The organism is Bacillus sp. JUb11, from assembly GCF_024807925.1.
In the GTDB taxonomy this organism is placed as follows: Bacteria; Bacillota; Bacilli; order Bacillales; family Bacillaceae; genus Bacillus; species Bacillus altitudinis.
In genome coordinates, this window is the sequence record NZ_JANUEZ010000002.1 from 263,385 (window position 1) to 284,081 (window position 20,697).

Annotated in this window: 19 protein-coding genes; 1 reads left to right on the plus strand and 18 read right to left on the minus strand. The window is 43.1% G+C overall.

Annotated elements, in window-relative coordinates:
- Window positions 1-32: 32 nt before the first annotated feature.
- The 7 genes from liaR to M2369_RS04630 all read right to left on the minus strand — a co-directional run bounded on the left by liaR (window position 33) and on the right by M2369_RS04630 (window position 5,514).
- Window positions 33-668 carry a two-component system response regulator LiaR gene (gene liaR / locus M2369_RS04600; RefSeq protein WP_007500305.1) on the minus strand — a complete coding sequence of 212 codons (636 nt, stop codon included), beginning with the start codon at window positions 666-668 and terminating at the stop codon, window positions 33-35.
- Window positions 665-1,729, minus strand: coding sequence for a two-component system sensor histidine kinase LiaS (gene liaS / locus M2369_RS04605; protein WP_007500303.1), 1,065 nt, complete (start codon window positions 1,727-1,729; stop codon window positions 665-667). Before liaS ends, liaR begins: the two co-directional genes overlap by 4 nt.
- Window positions 1,726-2,490, minus strand: a complete 765-nt coding sequence (gene liaF / locus M2369_RS04610) for a cell wall-active antibiotics response protein LiaF (RefSeq protein WP_007500301.1) — start codon at window positions 2,488-2,490, stop codon at window positions 1,726-1,728. The genes liaS and liaF overlap by 4 nt, the downstream gene beginning before the upstream one ends.
- Window positions 2,491-2,520: 30 nt before the next feature.
- Complete coding sequence (gene liaG, locus M2369_RS04615; RefSeq protein ID WP_045034575.1) at window positions 2,521-3,390, minus strand: LiaG family protein; 870 nt, start codon at window positions 3,388-3,390, stop codon at window positions 2,521-2,523.
- 111 nt (window positions 3,391-3,501) lie between these two features.
- A complete protein-coding gene (gene liaH / locus M2369_RS04620) occupies window positions 3,502-4,167 on the minus strand; it encodes a stress responsive protein LiaH (protein ID WP_039168185.1) in 666 nt (221 codons plus the stop codon).
- 15 nt (window positions 4,168-4,182) lie between these two features.
- Entirely contained in the window at window positions 4,183-4,578 is a 396-nt protein-coding gene (locus M2369_RS04625) for a hypothetical protein (protein ID WP_135009695.1), read from the minus strand.
- Between the two features lie 369 nt (window positions 4,579-4,947).
- On the minus strand, window positions 4,948-5,514 hold the full coding sequence (locus tag M2369_RS04630; RefSeq protein WP_259253432.1) for a cob(I)yrinic acid a,c-diamide adenosyltransferase: 567 nt from the start codon (window positions 5,512-5,514) through the stop codon (window positions 4,948-4,950).
- A gap of 189 nt (window positions 5,515-5,703) precedes the next feature.
- Here M2369_RS04630 and M2369_RS04635 point away from each other — a divergent pair, with 189 nt between their 5' ends.
- Entirely contained in the window at window positions 5,704-6,450 is a 747-nt protein-coding gene (locus M2369_RS04635; RefSeq protein WP_039168189.1) for an SDR family NAD(P)-dependent oxidoreductase, read from the plus strand.
- A gap of 232 nt (window positions 6,451-6,682) precedes the next feature.
- Here M2369_RS04635 and pdxA read toward each other — a convergent pair whose 3' ends face one another.
- The 11 genes from pdxA to M2369_RS04690 form a co-directional block, all read right to left on the minus strand.
- Window positions 6,683-7,687, minus strand: a complete 1,005-nt coding sequence (gene pdxA, locus M2369_RS04640; protein WP_138826415.1) for a 4-hydroxythreonine-4-phosphate dehydrogenase PdxA — start codon at window positions 7,685-7,687, stop codon at window positions 6,683-6,685.
- Entirely contained in the window at window positions 7,663-9,009 is a 1,347-nt protein-coding gene (locus M2369_RS04645) for a four-carbon acid sugar kinase family protein (RefSeq protein WP_138278990.1), read from the minus strand. Before M2369_RS04645 ends, pdxA begins: the two co-directional genes overlap by 25 nt.
- A 25-nt stretch (window positions 9,010-9,034) precedes the next feature.
- A complete protein-coding gene (locus M2369_RS04650) occupies window positions 9,035-10,819 on the minus strand; it encodes a sigma-54-dependent Fis family transcriptional regulator (protein WP_160758010.1) in 1,785 nt (594 codons plus the stop codon).
- A 147-nt stretch (window positions 10,820-10,966) separates the two neighbouring features.
- A complete protein-coding gene (locus tag M2369_RS04655; protein ID WP_259253433.1) occupies window positions 10,967-12,142 on the minus strand; it encodes a sialidase family protein in 1,176 nt (391 codons plus the stop codon).
- Window positions 12,142-13,545, minus strand: a complete 1,404-nt coding sequence (locus M2369_RS04660; protein ID WP_144679190.1) for a sodium:solute symporter family protein — start codon at window positions 13,543-13,545, stop codon at window positions 12,142-12,144. The genes M2369_RS04655 and M2369_RS04660 overlap by 1 nt, the downstream gene beginning before the upstream one ends.
- A gap of 71 nt (window positions 13,546-13,616) precedes the next feature.
- Window positions 13,617-14,789, minus strand: coding sequence for an iron-containing alcohol dehydrogenase (locus M2369_RS04665; protein ID WP_259253434.1), 1,173 nt, complete (start codon window positions 14,787-14,789; stop codon window positions 13,617-13,619).
- Between the two features lie 4 nt (window positions 14,790-14,793).
- The gene (dapA, locus tag M2369_RS04670) at window positions 14,794-15,696 is read right to left on the minus strand and encodes a 4-hydroxy-tetrahydrodipicolinate synthase (RefSeq protein WP_144666013.1); all 903 of its coding nucleotides are present in this window, start codon (window positions 15,694-15,696) and stop codon (window positions 14,794-14,796) included.
- Window positions 15,697-15,876: 180 nt separating this feature from the next.
- Entirely contained in the window at window positions 15,877-17,163 is a 1,287-nt protein-coding gene (locus M2369_RS04675; RefSeq protein WP_259253435.1) for a heme ABC transporter ATP-binding protein, read from the minus strand.
- A complete protein-coding gene (locus M2369_RS04680) occupies window positions 17,160-18,218 on the minus strand; it encodes a FecCD family ABC transporter permease (protein WP_259253436.1) in 1,059 nt (352 codons plus the stop codon). Before M2369_RS04680 ends, M2369_RS04675 begins: the two co-directional genes overlap by 4 nt.
- Entirely contained in the window at window positions 18,184-19,134 is a 951-nt protein-coding gene (locus M2369_RS04685) for an ABC transporter substrate-binding protein (protein ID WP_159145106.1), read from the minus strand. Before M2369_RS04685 ends, M2369_RS04680 begins: the two co-directional genes overlap by 35 nt.
- 171 nt (window positions 19,135-19,305) lie before the next feature.
- Window positions 19,306-20,697, minus strand: coding sequence for a glycoside hydrolase family 28 protein (locus M2369_RS04690; RefSeq protein WP_259253441.1), 1,392 nt, complete (start codon window positions 20,695-20,697; stop codon window positions 19,306-19,308).

Genomic DNA, 20,697 nt, shown 5'->3' on the forward strand with positions numbered 1-20,697 from the left:
GTTCCAGCAGCTTTCATTTGAAAGCTGTTTTTTTATTGAATCAGCTTATGGCGATGTGCATACACGGCTGCTTGTGTGCGGTCTTCTACATCAAGCTTGGAAAGAATGTTGGTAATATGCGTCTTGACTGTTTTGATGGTAATAAACAATTCCTCAGCAATGACCTTATTCGATTTTCCATCGGCAATCAGCTTTAATATTTCCATCTCTCTTGCGGTTAACGAATCGTGCAGAATGGACCCATTTGATGAATGGCGGAGTTTGTTCATGACCTTTCCAGCTACTTTTGATTCAAGTCTTGGTTCGCCGATACTCGCAGACCTGATGGCATCAGCAATTTCTCCTGCTTTCGATGTTTTTAAAAGATAGCTTAAGGCACCAGCCTCAATAACTGGATACACTTTATCATCATCAATAAAGCTCGTCAGTACAATAATCCGGGCATCCTCTATTTCTTGACAAATTCTTTTCGTTGCTTCGATGCCATCCATGCCTTCCATAACAAGGTCCATTAAAATCACGTCTGGCTTTAATTCAACCGCTAGTTCTACACCTTTTTGTCCATCTGACGCTTCACCGATGACTTCAATATCCGCCTGTGCCTCTAAAAAAGCAGCAAGACCCATTCTCACCATTTCGTGATCGTCAATTAAAAGCACTCGAATCATCGAACGTTCTCTCCTTTTCCTTCATCAAAAATGGGAACCTTCACATCAATTTGTGTGCCTTTTCCCTCAAATGACATAATCTCTGCGACACCGCCTACTTCACTTGTTCTTTCTCGTATCGATTCAAGTCCGTAGGAAGCAGTCTTCACATGATCTGTTTGAAAACCAATCCCGTTGTCGATAATTTTCAACTGAACTTGACGGTTCCGAATAAGCAGACGTACTGTCACCTTTGTCGCCTTTGCATGCCTAAACACATTGGAAAGGGCTTCTTGCACAATTCGGAACAGATGGTCCTCCACCCCTTTAGACAGCGGAGCATCATCTTCTATTTCCCAATCAATATCAATTGGCTGCTTTGCCTGAAATTCATTGAGTAGCTCAATCAAGCCTTTTTTCAAGTCTTTTCCTTCAAGGGTGATCGGTCTTAAATGCAGAAGGAGTGCACGCATCTCATTTTGTGCATCGCCAGCCATTCGTTCCACAAGACGCATTTGCTTTAAAATCTTTTCATCCTTTTCCTTCATCCCTTCAAGAATCGCAGACGTCATCATCGAAATGGCGAATAGCTGCTGGCTGACTGCATCATGCAGCTCACGCGCTAGACGCTGACGCTCTTCTGAGACAACCGATTTTTTCATTTGAACCTGCCATTCAGCTCGCTCATTTGAAAGCTTTTGTAAGGAGGCTACTTGCCCTTCCACTCGTTTCGCCATTTCATTTAATTGATCTGCCGCCAAACCAATTTCATCATCACCTAGAGAAGGCAGTCTATAGGCAAAATTCCCATTTTCAAATTTCAAAATCGACTCTACAAGCTGATCCAACCGCTTCTTATGCTGATAGCCAAACACATGCCCCGCTGATACACCAATGGCGAGACTAATAATGAGTAAAATACAAAAAAACGGGATGCCGAACCACCGCGTAGACAGCAAAATCATAGGATCAAGCTGGTAATAAAAAAACATCGGGAGTGTCGTCATGATGACAACACCAAGCGAGATACCGACTGCAAGACGAACAGATTGCCACTGGATGCCTAAATGCAGTTTCCTCATAAGTACCTCACATCCACATCCCCAATCAGGAGAGAAATGGAGATTTTCACTTTTCGCTTGCTCTCATCATAATCATTTGTCATGACATACACTTTACTGCCGAACCCGCTTCTTTTTTCATCAATGATTTTCATATCACCAATTGCAGCCGAAGCACTCACACACACTTCAATATCCTGCGGTACATAAATATCGACATCTCCGATGAGCCCACTAATGACGATCGTGCTCTCTTCCTCTGCAATGATCGCCTTTGATAAGTCGATTTTGACATCGCCAATAAAACCTGAAATGGTCAAATCGCTTAATTGAAATGGTTTTTTCATCAGCCTGACTTCACCGATGAAGAAATCATGTTCTTTGCGCGGCTTTGTCTGGCTTTTTGTTTTCTTCTGATCGCCCTCTTTTTCAAGATTGACTTTCAGTGAAGGCTTTCCATCGTCTGATGATTCCTTTTTATCGACATCAAAAACAGGTTTGTTTTTCAATAAACGATAGCCCGCATAGATCAAAAAGGCAGCAAATAAATACCCAGTCAAACTAAACGTGATATTTAGTAGAAACTTCAAGAAGAGAAAGCCTGCAAAAATATAGGAAACCGAACCGAGCCAACGTTTAGATCGAGAGTGCAGCCAATAACCAGCTAGAGCAAAAAACACTGGCCAAAATAAGTCTGCCCCAATCCCAATAATTTTGAGAAAAAGATTTATACCGAAAATCACCACAATGATGCCTAAAATTTGATTTCTAGAAAAACGCAGTTGACTCGCCTCCTTCCTTTTTACGTTTGTTTACCGCAATTTTAAGTTTCCGCTTGTCATCTCAATATCGACTAAGTGTGTCCCTTTCCCATGCGTGCCGGTAAAACCTCGGCCTTCACTATCCGCTTGGTCAAAATCATACGAATGATCAATACGTCCACTCGTTTTTTTCACTTGGACTTTGAAATCTCCCTCATCTGGCAAGTTAAATTTCGCACTGCCTGATGTCATGTGAAAGTCGACTGGTGAATCAATTGTATCAAAGCTTGCTGTCAGCCTGCCGCTTGTCATGCCTAATTGCAGCTTTCCTTTTACATCTTGAATATCAGCACGACCAGAAGTGGCACCAATATCACTTTCCTTCGCATCAATATGAGACACTGAAAGTCTGCCAGAAGTCGCTTTGATTTCCACACGATTTGCTGAGAAGTTCTCAGCTGTGAGGTTTCCGCTCGTTGATTTCAGCGTCACATCTTGAAGAGACAGCTTTCCTTCGCCATTTACTTCGCTCACGCCGATTCCACCTGTTATTTTCACATCTTTATGATAATCTGTTGGAATTTTGACTAAGAGTTCTCCTTTTTCAAATGCAGAGAAAAACAAAAATCCTTTATTTTCAGCACGGACTTTGAATGTTCCGCCTGTTTGTTCCGCATACATTTTCCCTTTTCCATTCACAACCATCACAGAAATATCCGAACGATCTTCCGGCTTCACCTTGATGCGAAATCCAGAAAGAGAGATATCTAATTGTTCAACCTCATCCTTTTTCGCTGAAGCTGTTGTGACCGCTTTATCACGAGAAAAGCTCAAATGAAAGAGATCTCCATTTTTGAAAAGCATCCCAATCATCAAAAAAACACCAACAAGTATACAAATTAGACCAATGAACCGTTTCATTTATATCATCCCTTTATCCTTTGACCTTTTTATTATAAGGAAAAGCGAAACAGAAAGAAATCAAATAACGGAAGAAAAATCCTGTTTTTCTTCCGTTTTGACACATTTCCATTAGTTTGCCGGCTGTTTCTCAAGCTGCTTTGATCGCTTAAGCTTTTGCCATTCCTTTTCAACCTCATCAGCGTAATCAAGATGAGCATAAGCACCCTGATCGGCAAATTGTGCATAGCTACCCGCTTTTGTCTCCATTTCCTCTATACGGTTCTCCATGCGTAGAAATTCTTTATAAGCACTTTCACTATCAACCTTATTCATAGATTCATTCATATGCTGCTTTGCCTGTGCGGCATTGGCTCTTGCAATCAGCGCTTGCTTCTTGTCTTTAACATCACGCAGCTTTGTTTCTAGATGCTGCAACTGTTCTTTCAGCTCTTTCAGCTGTTTAACAGATTGCTGATAGGCTTCTTGATATTCGTTGTGCTTTTCTTCAAAATACTTCATTTCAGTCAGTGCTTTCCGTGCAAGTTCTTCTTCTCCTGCATGAAACGCCAGCTCCGCCTGTTTCTTTCGCTTATCAGCAAATTCTTCTGTTTCTTCTGCTTTTCTCAAGAAACCTTGCTGAATGGTTTGCTGTTTAATGATCGCATGCTTCGCTTTGGCAATATCGTCCTCCATATCACGAACATATTGATTCAGCATGACACGCGGATTCTCCAATTTATCTAAGCCTTCATTGACTGTTGCAACAAACATATCACGTACTCTTCTTAATACCATTTCATATTCCTCCCTTTATTTTTTCTTTAAAAAGTCTTCCCATTCTTGATCAAATGACGTGTGCATAGATTCTTCCATGTTCGGTTCCGTGTTTGGCTCCATATATGTTGTTCTGCCGGATGATTCCTTTGCAGATTCACCATTGATCATCTTCCAACCAAAGTAGAGAAGTACTCCAGCAAATGCGATTCCGAGTAAAAATGGCAGTGACTGTGCGACGAGCAATACACCGATAATAGAGAGTATGACCCCTGTTGTTTTACTGCCTTTATCATATTTTTTGACACCTACATAAATGAGCCACGCCCCAATCAAAGTCGGGATCAGCCCGCCCAATGAACCACCAAAGAAGATGGATAAACCGATAAACATCAGGATTGAACCGATGATGGTTTTACTTGTGATTTTCATCTTCATGCCTCCTTTCTTGCTCCTTGCTTTAACTATAGTCAAAAAAGGAAGCCGGCAAAACGTGTCGTAGATTGATCTTTGATTGCGACCAGAGTCGTAACATGGCTCAGACTGAGCGGTTGAATCTATAGAAAAAGCACTCTTCGACTAGAAGAGTGCTCTGATTATTGACAAAGGGCTAAAATGAACTTGATTTTAGCCCTTTGTCTTCTTTTCAGCGTGATAGAAAACCTTTGCAGTCTAGGAAGAACGAGTACTGGGCGCAGAGCGAATTGGACATTCGTGAGCACCGGCACGCAGGACTGACAAAGAATGCGAGGGTTTGTCTACACGCTGAACACTCTTCGACTAGAAGAGTGCTTTTCCTCATTAAGAACGAAACACATCTGCACTTCGTTCATATTCAACATCCGCTTCACCAAGCCGATGATTCACAATACGGGCGGCAGCAAATAAATAATCGGATAGACGGTTCACATATGTGAGCGTAACTGCTGGAATCTCATCCTGCTTTGCGAGTGTCACAATATGCCGCTCGGCTCTCCTGACGACTGTTCGCGCTACATGTAAGAGGGCAGCACCTTCCTGGCCGCCAGGTAAAATAAATTTAGTCAGCGGTGCGGCTTCTTCTACATACACGTCCATTCGCTCTTCAAGGACTGTGACAGATTCTTCTTTTAACTTGCCTTCTTTCGGTGGTTTCACCGCTGCTAAATCACCGCCGCAGTCAAACAGTTCATGCTGAATGACCATCAGCTCAGATAGAATATCTTGAAACAATTCGCCATGCTGCCTTAAGTTTGCATGGGCTAGTCCAATCAAACTATTCGCCTCATCTAATGTACCGTACGCTTCTACTCTTGCGTCATCTTTATCAGCCCGCCCGCCAATCAAGCCTGTTTGACCTTGATCTCCGGTTTTTGTATAAAGTTTCATTGAGGTTCCCCCTTATCCATTGCTTGTTCCTTTTAGTATACCCTGAAGTGGAAAAGATGTATTTGTTTTATTATGAAACACTTTTATTCAAAACCTCTTCATTTCCACTTTATATGTTGAATGATGAAACATCACATTTTATAATAAATGAAAGCGCTTTTTAATTATGACAGATGGGTGGGATGATAGATGACTTTACAAAACAAAGTAGCAATCATTACAGGTGCAAGCAGAGGGATTGGCCGCGCCATTGCGGAGGCATTTGTCTCTGAAGGAGCTAAAGTGGTGCTGAACGGAACGAATGAAGTGCTATTGCAAGACGTTTGCTCCTCTCTGAATAAAAAAGAGACACGCGCTGTTTCTGTCGCTGGTGATGCTAGTTTACCAGCGACAGCTGCCTCCCTCGTTGAGAAGGCAAAAAACCATTTTGGACAGATTGATATATTGGTCAACAATGCTGGGATCAATTTGCGGAAATCAACAGTCGATACATCTGTTGATGAATGGAAAAGACTAATTGATATTAATTTGACGGGTACGTTTCTCATGTGTCAAGCAGTCATTCCTGACATGATCAAACAGCAAGGCGGGAAGATTGTCAACATGAGTTCAACTACTGGCAAAACCCCTCATCACAATGCATCACCCGCTTACGGCGTTTCAAAGGCAGGTATCAATTACTTAACGATGCATCTTGCCAAAGAATTAGCAGCACATCACATTCATGTAAATGCTGTCTGTCCTGGGCCAATTGAGACAGACATGAGCAAACAGTGGAGTGATGAATACCGTAGATCTGTTTTAGAAAGAATTCCTCTGAAAACAATTGGAACACCGCAGCAAGTCGCAAACGCCGTTACCTTTTTAGCCTCTGATCAGTCAGATTTCATCACAGGGGAAACCATCAATATGAATGGCGGAACGTATATGAACTAAAGAAAGAGCCCCATTGGAAGGCTCTCAGATTGTTGACAAAGGGTTAAAATGAACTTTATTTTAACCCTTTGTCTTCTTTTCAGCGTGATAGAAAACCTTTGCAGTCTAGGAAGGACGAGCATCGGCGCGGAGCGAATTTGACATTCGTGAGCACCGAAGCGCAGGACTGACACCGAATGCGAGGGTTTGTCTACACGCTGAGAGCCTCCATTTGAAGGCTCTTTCTCTTTTACTATCGGTTCTCTCTCGTACCAGAAAGCATGATTGCCTGCCGAATGGCTTCTTCCATACTCGCAGAATCAGCCTTTCCTGTTCCTGCAATATCAAATGCCGTCCCATGATCGACACTTGTACGGATTATAGGCAATCCAACTGTAATGTTCACGCCTGATTCTAAGCCAAGCACCTTGATTGGCCCATGCCCTTGATCATGATACATCGCCACAACGATATCAAAGTCGCCTCTTGTCGCCCTAAAGAACAGTGTATCAGCTGGTAGCGGGCCAAATACTTGAACCCCTTCATCCTGTGCTCGTTCTACCGCTGGAATGATCTTCTCCTCTTCTTCTCCGTTTCCAAACAAACCATTCTCCCCGGCATGTGGATTAATCCCGCACACAGCAATTCTAGGTGCAGGGATACCAGATCGAACGAGGGTATCATGAGCCAGTTTAATCGTTGTGTATACACGCTCAGGATTGATTTTTAAGATGGCATCCATTAATCCGATATGTGTCGTCACATGCACCACTTTTAAATTAGGAGCTGCCAGCATCATGGCATAATCGTCCGTACCTGTCAGGTCAGCTAAAATTTCTGTATGCCCTGGATACATATGACCAGCCTTATGAAGTGCTTCCTTGTTTAACGGCGCTGTACAAATGCCGTCAATTCTACGGTCATTCGCAAGTGTAATGGCTTTTTCAAGATATCGAAAAGCGGCATTCCCTGCTTCTTTTGAAATCTCTCCTACTGGAATATCGCTTGTTAATAGATGAAGATCAAGACAAGGAACGGCACCAGATTTTACTTGTTCCGCTTCCTCTGGTTCTTTAATACTGACAATCTCCACATCTGTATTCACAAAATCTTTCGCCCTATTTAATATATGGGTGTCTCCAATGACAAATAGAACGGCTTCTTCATGTAAACGACTTTGCTGGAAGGCTTTTAAAATAATTTCAGGACCAACCCCAGAAGCATCTCCCATCGTTACAGCAATGATTGGTTTTGCCATTCGTCTACCCCCTCTATGTTTTTCAACACTTCAACCGCATGGAGCACAGAATCTTTTTGACCATATGCCCCTGCTTTTGTGACCGCATATACACTCGTATCAACGAGCCGCCCAAGCGGGATGCCGGGTTCAATTTCTTTCAACAGCTGAATCCCGCCTGCTCCAAGCTCATGGCATATCGCACGCGCCGTATCTCCACCAGTTAAAAAAAGGCGTTTCATCCCTGTTAATTCAACAATGTCTTTTGTGATCTTACCAAGACAGACAGATAAGGTACTTCCTACTTCTTGTCTTGTCATGCCATTCGCTTCACCGTATGCCAACATCTGTTCAACCATTTCTGGCCTTGCGTCTGTATAAAGGAGAATATCTTCATCCTGACGCATGAGCAGCTGATCCATGACTGATTTCCTTTCCCATGCTTCACGGCCGTTTAATACATTCAACGGGTTCACTTTCACCTCGAGACAATCGTGTTTTTCTCTTAAAAAAGCAAACTGCTCATTTGTTTTTTGAGAAGCACTTCCTGAAACGATGAGAACAGATTCATGCTTTTTTGCATGAGAAAGATTGCAGTGTTTCGCGACATAGGATGATAATGCGCCAGCGAGTCCGGCTGACCCGACCCAAAGCACTCTTTGATTGATCTTCATAAACAAATCAACGATCTGTGTTAAATCATTGTTCGTTTCTGCATCACACACAAACCATTGATGACCATGTTTTAATAAAGATGAAATGTCATGACTCGTTTCGTTTAGCTCTGAATAGACCGCTTGCTGCGAAAGATGTTTTGGCTTGATGTTTGTCTGCTCGTCAATTAAGTCTGAAATACTGGATGTCAGAACAGGCGTTTTTGGGTCCTTCGCTGCTTCTGATAGATGAACAGGCACACCCTCCACATAATGAATCCCATAGGCCGTAGATCTATTCGCATCGGGGTAAGCGGGGGCAATGACTGCCGCATCAAACCGGCCAAGATCCATTAGTGCCTGAAGCTCTACTCCTATATTTCCTCTTAACGTTGAATCTATTTTTTTAAAGAAAAGGTGCGAATCCCCTTGTAGAAACGGCTGAATCACTTGACTGACCTCATTATACGCTCTTTCAGAAGACATACTTCGTGAGTCTGTATCGACAATCAGTACATCTTCCTCCTTGTACCGGCTCATATCCTCAAGTGACGGCTGGAACAGCACAGAGGCTTTTAAACCGGCCTTCACAAATTGAACACCTGTATCACTTGCGCCTGTTAAATCATCAGCCACAATGATCACCTTTTGCTCTAAGTTCGCTCCTTTTTTTAATAGATCGTTTGTCATTTAGACACCTCGGTCTCATTGCATATTATTCCTTTAGCTTTCTCCACAGCGTCGTGCGGTTAATATTTAGCCGCTTTGCTGCTTTTGATTGATTCATATTTTCTTCTTCCAGCACCGTCCGAATGATTCGTCTTTCAATCTCGTCAAGCGTGCCATGTAAATAGCTGGACAGCTGTTTTTCTTCATTCTCAGAAGCAAGTTGCTCAATTGCCGGCTTTGCTTTACTCAACGTGATATATCCACTTTTTGTTGTCAGCACCAGTTCTTCCATAATCCGCTTGAACTGCCGGACATTTTCTCTAAATCGCTCGTTTTGAAAGGCGGCAATCACTTCTGCTGACAGCCCAACAACCTGCGTCCCATAAAGAGAATTTAATTCAGCTATAAATAACCGGCTCATATCCTCAATATCTTCTGCCCGTTCAGATAACGGCGGGACATGAATGACGAGCTCCTGCAAACACGTATATAGGTCTTCATGAAACGCCCCAGATTGCATCAATTTGAACAAATCAACTGTAGATGCAGCCATCCAGCGAATGTTCTGCTGATGATGACTAAGCTGCTCGGCCATGATGGGCTGCATAGCCATTGGGACACGATCAATATCCTTCAGAAAGATCGTCCCTTTTTGATGCACCGGAATTGCTTTTACATCATCTGGTTCCGCCAAACGGCTGCAATGCACCGTCATAAAGCTCTCATTTTTCCTCTCGCTCATTTGATGAATAGCGAAAGCAAGGCTTGATTTACCAGTTCCTTGTTCACCATAGAGACAAATCGATCGATCTGTTTGGCTGAACGCTTTTGCTCTTTTAATCACATCTTTCATATTTGAACTCTGCTCAGTAAAAAGAGCAAATGGATGTGCTGAATGAACAGGTGCGGCCAGCGTCCATATATGCTGACCCTCTCTATTGATCACAGCAGAAGGCTTCTCAATCGTCAAAAACAGCTCCCCTTTAGATAACAAGCTTCCTTTGACATGCCACACTTGCTGCTGAAAGGAGATTTGAGAATATCCACTTTGTTTTCCTTCTCGAACCGCTTTTACTGCTGGTTCAAGCGCCGGGCACCATGCCATCACATCAACATGAGACGTAAACGGTGCAAATAACCCTTTTTCTGTCCATTCTTTCATTTGCTGATTGATAAAATAAAGCTGATTGTGCTGATCAATGATCAGCATCCCTTTTGACTCCTGGTCAATCATTTCACGAAAGAGGCGCTGCTCAGCTGTCGCCTCTTTATATAAACGGTACATTTGTTTTGCTTGATGAAACGCTTCTTTGACAGATTCACGTCCTGAGGTAATGAGCATGCTTTGCATCCCCAACTCCTTGGCCGCTTTATCTGTAATCACATCCCCCAGCACAACCTGTGTCCCTTGTTCCTGTAACTGCTGTAAAAGATCCCACACTTCTTCCTCTTGCTGTATCGTATAAATATCAATTTTGATCCCGTATAACTCTCCGATGGTGCGTACACCTTGTGTAATATTTTCAAATCCAACTACTGCTTTTTTCCCTTGGTAATCTTTAATCAGCGTGAGGGCACGAAGCAAGTCGTAGCCTGACACAGGGATATCCACCACTGGAATGTTGACGTGCTTTTGAATAAGCGCAGCTGTCCCCCCGCGGCTCATAATAATATCCATTCCTTGAGCCTCGGCCTGTTCTGCCAGTGCAACACCAGACCTAAGATCTCCGACTTCAAGCTGGAATGTGATGCTTTTTTCGTCTTTGGCAAGGTCGATTAATACATCGCCTAATCCTTTATACGGCGCAATACCTAATACTTTTATACTCATGAAAAGGACCCCCCATTTTTTATCTCTTCATCGTGAGACATACGTTGAGGGAGTCCAAATGTTAGCAAATTGAGACAACCCTCCAAACATCAATTATAAATGAAGAAAATGAGGGTTACAATTCACGGAAACACTGATCCCTTGCGGTTACGACGTGTGATGAGTCCATTCTTCTTTCACACACACATACTTGATGGCCTGCCGGTAAAAAGTAAACGCAATGTGCAGACTACCATCTTTTCCTTCTGTGATGGATGGATAGGAATACTCTCGATTCAATTTGTCCTTTGAGTTGTTTGTCATGGCATATCCATCGCCAATTTCAAGGTTACGTCTGACGGGCCATGTCGCACCGTCATCCGTCGAGATGGCAAGTGTCATTGGCGCACGCGGTGTTCCCCAAAAGGCTGGACGCGCCTCTGTATCAACAGCCGTTCGTGTATCGCCTTCATCCTCAATCTCATCATACAAGGACGCTCTTCTTTCTGTTTGATCATCCGCATTGATATGGTTATAAACGAGGGCAAGATGACCATTATGGAGCACCGTAAATTGAATGGATGAGTTATTGTTTGGCAGCTCTGTTGCTCTTGGCTCAGACCATGTCCGTCCATGATCCACTGAACGGCTCATATAAATCGAATCAGCAAACCGGCTTCTAAAGAGGGCAAGCAGGGAACCATCCGCACATTTTCCGATATTCATATGAACACAGCCAGTACTGTTTGGCACAGTGACCTCTTCCCAGGTCTTCCCTTGATCTGAGGAAATCTTCACAGCACTGACATCACGGTTTCCTGTCCATTTTACGCCAGGAATCGTTTTACAATAGAACACCGGAAAGAGCCAATCATCATTATCCAATACAACAATAGGCTGTCGTATAAACGTCCCCGGCTGATCAAATAAAGTACCAATCTCTCCCCAAGTCTCTCCTCTATCCTCCGATAAACGATATCTCACAAGAGCTGTATCTTGATTGCCAGAAAGTTGTGCTGTATAAAGCAGCCACAGCCTGCCATCTTTCTCTTGAAAAAGAACTGGATTTTGTTCAGATCGTGTAGAATCATCAGACAGCTTCACAGCCTTCGTCCATTGATTACTTCCTAGCTTGAGCCTTGACATATAGATAGAGATATCAGGAATTCCTTCTTGCGTACCGCCAAACCATACACACAGCAAATCTCCATTATCCAGCTCGATGAGATTAGCCGCATGGTTTTGCACGCAATCTGTTGGTAGAAAGGCTTCTTTTCTTGCTGCGTCTTGTTCATTTTGTCGCAATTTTCCATCTATTTTGATCATGATGTCTTCATTTGTCATCATAATTCTCCTTTCAGTGATTGATCCTTTTTAGCTGGCGGGCTGATCCATCGATCCATCACCAGAACTAGGAAAGGAATGATAATGGCCACATACATATTATCGATTCCAAATGGATTATCGAGTAAATACCACACCGTCGTGGCGATGCCTGAAGCGGCAAGACCAATGGTTGCTCCTCTATTTGAATTAAAGTATGGCAAGTAAAAGCCCATTGCTGCTACAACTGCAATCGATGTTCGAAGTGCTCGTGTAAAAAAGGAAAGTGACAGCAACTCTGGTGCAAGTGCGACCCCCACAAGCGGCACAATCCCAACCATGACAGCTACATACCGAGTCACCTTCATACGCTGCTCTGGTGATGGTTTCTTTTTCGGTACATAAAAGTCATCAATAATTAACGTGGTTGTAGCAAGTGCAACCGTCGAGACACCAACAAAAATGGATGCGACAAGCGACGTTGCCACAATAGCGCTCAAAATCGGATTCATATGCTGTAAAAAGACAGGGAAAGCATAAATAGGGTCAATGTCTGGATACAAATAACGGGCTGAGATACCGATGATCCCGATCGCAATGGCAAGCGGCAAACAAAGGAGTGCTGCATACAGGGTCGATTTTTTCGCTTCTCGCTCACTTTTCGACGAGGTGATCGCTTGAATGATAAACTGCGTCGCAAAAATGGCCCCCATATTTCCTATAAACCAAGCTCCAATCGTTCCCCAACCGATGGTCCCATCCCATGTAAAGAAATGGTCGGGTAATGTTTGTTTCATTGGCTCAAAGCCTTTTGTTAAATAAAGGGCTACCCCTAGTGTAATTAAAATCCCCGCATACTTCACAATTGAATGAAGGATCGTGACCCATGCAACCCCCTTCATTCCTCCGAAAGTAAAATAAAATGTGCTCACAACCGCCGTGATGATGGCACAGGTCATTAAAGGAAGGCCAAGAATAGATGCAATGGCAGCTGAACCACTTAAATAGTTTCCTAGATTCACTAAGAGCAGGGCTGCAATCATAATGACAGAGACAACAAGCTTTGTTGATTTTCCAAATTTTTGATCAATAATACCTGAAATCGTGTATTGTCCTGTTCGATAAAACTTTCCCACTAAGAAAAAGGAAAAAATAAAAAAGGCAATAGCAACTGTGATAACAGACCATGAAGCGGAAAGCCCGTGTGTAAAAGCAGATTCAGCTGTTCCGACAGTTGACTTCGTTCCAATGAATTCACTCATTAACAAAATACCGACCACAATAGCTGGAAGTGACTTAGCGGCATTGTTAAATTCTGAGTTAGACTTACTGCGGAAACGCATCGTCAGCCAGGTCGTAAACAGAATATAGAGAATAATGACGATTAAAATAAATGTGATGACAGAACTGCTTAAGACATTCACTTAAAATCCCCCTTTGTGTGCAAGCCGTATGAAGCAACTTCTTATGTCCCATCCCAGTGACGTATGAAGTGTTAAACGTGGAGCAGTTTCATATAGACCTGTTCAATATCAGAGACAGACATCGGCTTCGGGTTGTTATCCATTAATCTCTTCACCTCCGAAGCAGCTTCAGCAAGTGCCGGCACATCTTCTTTTGACACACCGAAGGCTTTGAGTTGTTGAGGAATGTGTAAATCCGCTGTCCACTCTTCAATTTGACGAATCACTTGCTCTGCAAGCGTATGCTTTGATCCTTTCTCTTCGATCCCTATCACTCTAGCAATATCTTCAAGACGATCTTTGATATGGTCTGCATTAAACGCCGTAACATGAGGAAGCAGCATGGAATTAGCGACACCGTGTGAAATCTTGTATTTCCCCCCTAACGGATAAGCCATTGCATGAACAGCAGCGGTTCCGGCACTTGTGAGCGCCATCCCGCCATACATGGCACCAACCAGCATATCCTCCCTTGCTGTCATGTTATCCCCGTGATGATAGGCCTCCTGAATACTTGCTGAAATGAGCCTCATCGATTCGAGTGCAAACATATCACTAAATGGATTGGCTTTATTTGAAATATACGATTCAAGCGCATGCGTAAACGCATCCATCCCTGTAGCTGCGGTAATGGCTTTTGGCAATTTGAGTGTCAGTGCGGGATCTAAGATCACAAGATCAGGCAAAAGGTATGGGCTGACCATGCCAATTTTTAATTCTTTTTCCGGAAAGGTAACAATCGCGTTTGGTGTCACTTCTGATCCCGTACCTGAGGTTGTTGGAATGAGAATCGTTGGAACTCCTCTTTTTTTAACAAGGTTCGTGACAACGAGATCAGAAATTGGCTGATCATTCGTCTTTAGAACAGCTAATATTTTGGCCGCATCCAGCACACTCCCGCCACCAATCCCAATAATGGCTTCATGCTCCCCTTTTAAAAATGTCTGGAATACGTCCTCGATATTTTCTTCCGTTGGTTCAGGCTTAATCTCTGTGCTGATCTCACTCGCAATCCCTTTTTTCGCAAGTTCTGTTTTGATTTGATCAGCGTAACCAAGAGACACGATGGATGGCTGCGTTAAAATAAAAATCGATCTCAACTTGCTAAGTCCTAATAGCTCTAGTTTCTCCCCAAGGAGCTCTAGAGAGTGGGCGCCAGAAACAATGTGTGATGCCGTTTGAAAGTGATAATGTGATATTGTCATCTCTTCACGACTCCTTTGCTGCTTTTGCTTGTATCCGATAATTCTCCATCATGTTCACCACAGCTTCTAAAGCCTCGTCGGATAATGCTTTGACCGGGCTTTTTGGCGGACCTACAGGAATCCCTGAAAGTTCAGCTGCTTTTTTCAAAGGTGCTGGTAACGTTCCTAATGTGAATGTCGCTCTTAACGGCTGCAGCTGCTGCTGACATTGCTCACTTTGGTCAAGATTTCCTTGCTGAAACGATTCATAAATGCCAACGACGGTTTTGGGAAGCACATTTGCCGTTGCCGCCACTGCACCTGTTCCGCCTAGCTTCAATGTCTCTAAAATGAGGGAATCCGTTCCTGCAAGCACGACAAACTCTTCATCCTTTGTGACATCGAGATACGCTTTGATATTGGCAATATCTCCACTACTGTCTTTAATACCTAACACATTCGGTAGGACGCTGAGCCTTGCAACCGTCTCTGGCGCAAGTGACACACCTGTTCTTGATGGAATGTTATAAAGTAAAATGGGGATGGTCACATTTTCTGAAATATGACGAAAATGCTCATACAGCTCCTCTTGTGATGGCGCAACAAAATAAGGGGTGATAACCGACAAGACATCTACGCCTAAATCTGCGAACTTGTTTGACAGCTTAATGGTTGCCTCAGTGCTATTCTCACCTGCTCCCATGTATACAGGCACCCTGCCGCCCGCAGCCTTTACAACAGTTTCAGCAATTTGAAGCTTTTCTTCCTCTGAAAACAAATGAAATTCGCCGTTTGTCCCTAAAGCAAAGATGCCGTGCACACCTGAGTCGATTAAATGATCAATAAGTTGCTTTGTCACTTCTGGATGAAAATGCTCTTCTTCTGTAAGCGGTGTCAAAATAGCTGGAATGATTCCCTGAATGTTCAAATGATCCTCCCCTTCTAGTTGTTGCATTTTTAAACAACTAATTATTAAAACGCTTTCATGATTCTTATTATAAAAGTAATATGATTTATTTAGCAACATCTTTTTTCGTTTTTTTCAAATATTCAGTGGGTGACATAAGTAGATGTTGATGTTTTCAACAAAAAAAGTGAACCAACCGGTTCACTTTTTCATGGCATTCAATGTATGAAGAAGATGCTTCACTTTCAGTCTGACTCTTTCATGTAAATGAGCAGTATGCTCCTTTTCTTCTGCATTGGCAGCAGCGATACAAAGATGATGTACCTGGATACTTGTCTCTTGTTTAATGAAGTGCATCAGCTCGCCCATTAGCTGGACAGACGCACCATCTGATATCGTTCCTTTCAGCACAAGCCAAACGGACAGCTCTCCTTCTTGATGCATCCCATAAAGAAGGACATCTTCATCATCATCTTCAGCGGCGTATTGCTTCGGCCCATCAGATTGACCAAGAAATAAGTACCCTTCCTCATCATCCAGCATGTCATGGAGTGCTTCAGTTCCCGTTCCAAGGGACCGTGTCCAAAAGAAACCCCCGCTTTTCTCATGTGATGAAAGGATGCGCAATGGATGATGAGTAGAAAATGTCATTCCGTTTGCGCCATATGTTTTCCACCCATTCGCTAAGTTCAGCCTTGAATGTTCAGAGATGGACGCAGGTTCAATTACCAGCTGAGGGTTTGCCCGCAGTGGATGTTGGAGAGGTGTTACATCTGTTTCATACACCCGGTTCACCCGTTCGGTGGTCAACACATGATGCGGTTCTCCCAGCATGTCCAACTTTCCTTCATTCAGCAAAAGCAGACGGTCACAATACAAACTGGCAATGTTCACATCATGAAACACACCGATCACCGTTAAGTTAGAGGAAACCGTCTCTTGTTTAATCAAATCGAGTAACTCTTTTTGATAAGCTAAATCAAGAAAACTGGTTGGTTCATCCAGCAATAAATAGTCAGGGCACTGAGCCAGCGCTTGAGCTAAGTAAACCCGCTGCTGTTCTCCACCGCTTAACTCATGGATGGATTGATCCTTAAATTGAGCAATATCTGTTTGGTCCATCACCTTGCTGACAATCTCGATATCTTCTTTTGTAACAGATTGTAGCCATCCTTTCTGATAAGGATAACGCCCAAACTGGACCGTTTCTTCCACTGTAAATGAAAAGGCTTGATCGGTCTTCTGGGGAAGAACCGCCAATTTTTGCGCAAGTGCCTTTGGCCGGTAGGATTGAACTGGATGGCCACTTAGTGTTACTTGGCCGCTCTCAGGTGCTAAAATACCTGCGATCATTTTAAGTAGCGTCGTCTTACCGCTCCCATTCGGACCAAGGATGCCGAGGAATTCCCCTCGCTCCACTTCAAAACTCACGCCATGAATGACCTCTTTTTCACCATATCCTCCTCTAACTTCCTTCACTTGAATCATAGATGCGTCCCTCCTCTATATCTGCGGATGAGGATGATACCAAAGACAGGAGCACCAATTAACGCCGTAATGATGCCAATAGGCAATTCAGTCGGTTCAATGATCGTACGGGAGAGCACATCTGCTAAAACGAGAAAGGAAGCACCATTCAGCATCGACAAAGGCAGCAAATGACGATGATCCGTAATGGATAAAAGACGGATAAAATGTGGAATCACCAGTCCTACAAATCCGATCGTTCCTGACACAGCCACCGCACTTCCAGTCAGAATCGAACCAGCAAGCAACACCACATATTTGCTCCGTTTCACATGAACCCCTAACAGTTTTGCCTTTTCTTCGCCATATGTCATCACATTTAAATCTCTTCCCATCAAGATCAATGCAAATGTACCAATGAGGAAAAAAGGAAGGAAAAGAGCAATATATCGCCAGCCTCTCATAGACACACTGCCTAGAAGCCAATGAATAATCTCTTTTAAATCATCACCTGTTAACGCAATCATTAATGAAATGAGGGCTCCTAAAAAAGAGCTAAAGATGACCCCCGTCAAAATTAAAGAAGAAATGCTCATTCCTCGGTGAACCATACGGGCAAAAAAGAGGACGAGACATAGTGTGACAAGCGCTGTTGTCATACTCAAAAAAGGCAGTGTAAAACTGCCAAGCAAAGGAAACTGCAAACTGAAAAACAATGTGGCTACAGCCCCCACAGATGCCCCTTGAGATACCCCAAGTGTATAAGGGTCAGCGAGGGGATTTTTTAATAAACCTTGAAAGGCTGCACCAGATAACGCCAGAGCTGCTCCGACTAACGCCGCTAATATCACTCTCGGCAGCCGGATATTCATCATAATATTGCGGTCAATCGCATCAATGATTCCGGCCTGAATTCCAAATACTTCATGAACAAAAATCCGAAGTATAGAAGGAATGGGAATCCCTAAACTGCCAAATGAGATTCCCATTCCAATGCTCACCACAAGAAGTAAGACACTTGCTGTGTATGCGATGATGATTTTATTTGAACGTGTCAGGATAGATGCTTTTCGCAAGAGCCTCCACTCCTTCAACCAATCGCGGTCCCGGTCTTGATGCCAGATCCGTATTCAATTGAAAGACTTGTTTTTCTTTGACTGCTTTGATCGCCTTCCAGCCGTCTCTTTTTTTCAGATCAGCTAAACTTGCGCCATCAATCGTAACGATGGCATCAGGATTTCGTTTAATAATTGATTCTTCCGTCATTTGCACCCAGCCTGTTTGGTCGCCAGCAGCATTTTTTGCATGAATGACAGACAACATTTCGTCCATAAACGTTTGTTTACCTGTTGTATAAATTTCAGGCGCACCTGATACTTCGACAAAAACTGTTTTTTGTTTGTCTTTGGAGATGGATTCTGCTTGTTTTTTGATGTCATTCAGTTTTGATTTCATCTCGTCTACAAGCTTCGTTGATGCCTTTTTTACGCCAGCTGCTTCACCAATCATATTAATAGACTTATACACATCTTTGAAGGAAGCTGCATCATTAACAGTCAGCACTTGAATACCTGCATCTTCAAGCTGTTTAAATCCGTCTTTTGAACTCATTTGTGATGCATGTGCTAAGACAAGATCAGGTTTTAAGGAAATAACCTTCTCTACATTGAAATCAAGACCGCCAATCTTCTCCACCTTTTCTACTTCCTTTGGATAGTTGTCAAAGTCTGATCTACCAACGATTTTATCTCCAAGGCCAAGGGCATAGGCAACCTCTGTATTACTTGGAATTAACGAAACAATTCGTTTAGGCTGTTCTTTGATTTCAACTGTTTTACCAGCTGCATCTTTGATGGATACAGGAAATGCCGCAGCCGCTGTCTCTTTAGGCTTTGAACTGTTTGTTTTTTGGTCCGTTTCCGCACCTGCACACCCTGCTAAAACACCGATCACAAGTAACAATGATAGCCAAATACCAGTTAACTTCTTCATCAATAAACCCCCTGCTTTATGTACTGCTTGACGTCATCTCTTTCGTCAATTCTTTTCTAATTTCGGGAATATTATACTACAGTGCAGATAGGTTGTATATGTGATTCCGAATACGTCTTGTCTGTCCTTATAAAAGAAAAACAGCCTTTGACGTGGCTGTTTTCACTTCCGCTATTGGTTGATATGTTCACCATTAATGACAACTTTCTGAAATGAAGGAGATACTGCATGTTCCAATGAAAGAGGGTACGTGACATCGTCAATGACACAGTCTTTCATTTTAAAGTGTGTGACCGGGGAATGTGAGTATGCGGCGATCTTCACGCCATATCGTCCCCCGCTGCTTTTTAACCCTTCTACTTCAATATGACGGACTACAGGCCTATGCGGACCGGCATCCCCTTCCTCATACATCATGTCGATACAGACCACCTCATGCTTTAAGCTTTTCACTAGATTGTTTTTAAAATAGATGTGTTCAATGGTACCGCCCCTGACAGAGTTGGTCTTAATGCGCAATGCCCTGTCGAGGTTCGGACTGTCCATGACATTATCCTCTGCATATACATACTTGACGCCTCCAGAGATTTCACTCCCGATCGTTACTCCGCCATGACCATCACGCATCGTATTTCTACGAATGACGATGTTTTCAGATGGAACACCGATTCTCCGGCCGTCCTCATTTCTGCCCGATTTAATGGCAATACAATCATCGCCATTATCAAAATAACAATCTTCAATGAGCACATGTCGGCACGACTCTGGATTCACACCATCTGTATTTGGGCCATGACCGATGATATTCACCCCACGGACGATGACGTTTTCACTTAACACCGGATGGACTTGCCACATCGGTGAATCCTTTACTGTTACTCCTTCAATGAGAATGTTTTGGCAATTGTATGGCTGGATAAAGCTTGATCTTAAATAATGGCCTTCGCCAAACACTCTTTCTTCCACTGGTATTCTTTTTTCAGCCATTTCAAAAAGAAGCTGACGATCCCGATCTTGAGAGGGTTGACCATTTGTTCCATACTTCCAAGGCCACCAGTGGTGTTCATTCCCTCTCCCGTCCAGCGTGCCTGCTCCTGTAATCGCGATGTTTTCTGCATGATGGGCATAAATAAGTGGTGAATAATTATAAAGCTCAATTCCTTCATATCTTGTTAGAACAAGGGGGAGATAATCACGTGTATCTTGGCTGAAGCTCACATAGGCGTTTTCATGAAGATGAAGCTCTACATTGCTTTTCAATTCTAGAGCGCCTGTCAAAAATGTCCCTTCAGGAATCAGCACACGCCCTCCTTTCAAACGATGTGCATCATCGATGGCAGACTGAATAGCATTTGTCGAAAGCTCTATCCCTTTGTTATCTGCACCATAATGAATGACATTGAATTCACGATCTGGGAACTTTGGCGCTTTTATCTGCTTTAACACCTGATCTATGCCATTTGTTTCTTTGTCTTTTTTCCCTTGCTTTGCTAAACGTGCGAGTCCAATTCCTGTTAGTACTGTTCCTGCTGTCACATACATCAAATTCCGTTTTTTAGACAT

What these genes read in the sequence shown, in the direction of transcription:
- M2369_RS04655 (WP_259253433.1), bottom strand. Translation starts at nt 12,142, where the DNA reads ATGACAAATGAAGACATCATGATCAAAATAGATGGAAAATTGCGACAA.
- M2369_RS04685 (WP_159145106.1), bottom strand. Translation starts at nt 19,134, where the DNA reads ATGAAGAAGTTAACTGGTATTTGGCTATCATTGTTACTTGTGATCGGT.
- pdxA (WP_138826415.1), bottom strand. Translation starts at nt 7,687, where the DNA reads ATGGCAAAACCAATCATTGCTGTAACGATGGGAGATGCTTCTGGGGTT.
- liaH (WP_039168185.1), bottom strand. Translation starts at nt 4,167, where the DNA reads ATGGTATTAAGAAGAGTACGTGATATGTTTGTTGCAACAGTCAATGAA.
- M2369_RS04675 (WP_259253435.1), bottom strand. Translation starts at nt 17,163, where the DNA reads ATGATTCAAGTGAAGGAAGTTAGAGGAGGATATGGTGAAAAAGAGGTC.
- liaS (WP_007500303.1), bottom strand. Translation starts at nt 1,729, where the DNA reads ATGAGGAAACTGCATTTAGGCATCCAGTGGCAATCTGTTCGTCTTGCA.
- M2369_RS04630 (WP_259253432.1), bottom strand. Translation starts at nt 5,514, where the DNA reads ATGAAACTTTATACAAAAACCGGAGATCAAGGTCAAACAGGCTTGATT.
- M2369_RS04635 (WP_039168189.1), top strand. Translation starts at nt 5,704, where the DNA reads ATGACTTTACAAAACAAAGTAGCAATCATTACAGGTGCAAGCAGAGGG.
- M2369_RS04625 (WP_135009695.1), bottom strand. Translation starts at nt 4,578, where the DNA reads ATGAAAATCACAAGTAAAACCATCATCGGTTCAATCCTGATGTTTATC.
- M2369_RS04690 (WP_259253441.1), bottom strand. Translation starts at nt 20,697, where the DNA reads ATGTCTAAAAAACGGAATTTGATGTATGTGACAGCAGGAACAGTACTA.
- liaR (WP_007500305.1), bottom strand. Translation starts at nt 668, where the DNA reads ATGATTCGAGTGCTTTTAATTGACGATCACGAAATGGTGAGAATGGGT.
- liaG (WP_045034575.1), bottom strand. Translation starts at nt 3,390, where the DNA reads ATGAAACGGTTCATTGGTCTAATTTGTATACTTGTTGGTGTTTTTTTG.
- M2369_RS04645 (WP_138278990.1), bottom strand. Translation starts at nt 9,009, where the DNA reads ATGACAAACGATCTATTAAAAAAAGGAGCGAACTTAGAGCAAAAGGTG.
- M2369_RS04650 (WP_160758010.1), bottom strand. Translation starts at nt 10,819, where the DNA reads ATGAGTATAAAAGTATTAGGTATTGCGCCGTATAAAGGATTAGGCGAT.
- M2369_RS04665 (WP_259253434.1), bottom strand. Translation starts at nt 14,789, where the DNA reads ATGACAATATCACATTATCACTTTCAAACGGCATCACACATTGTTTCT.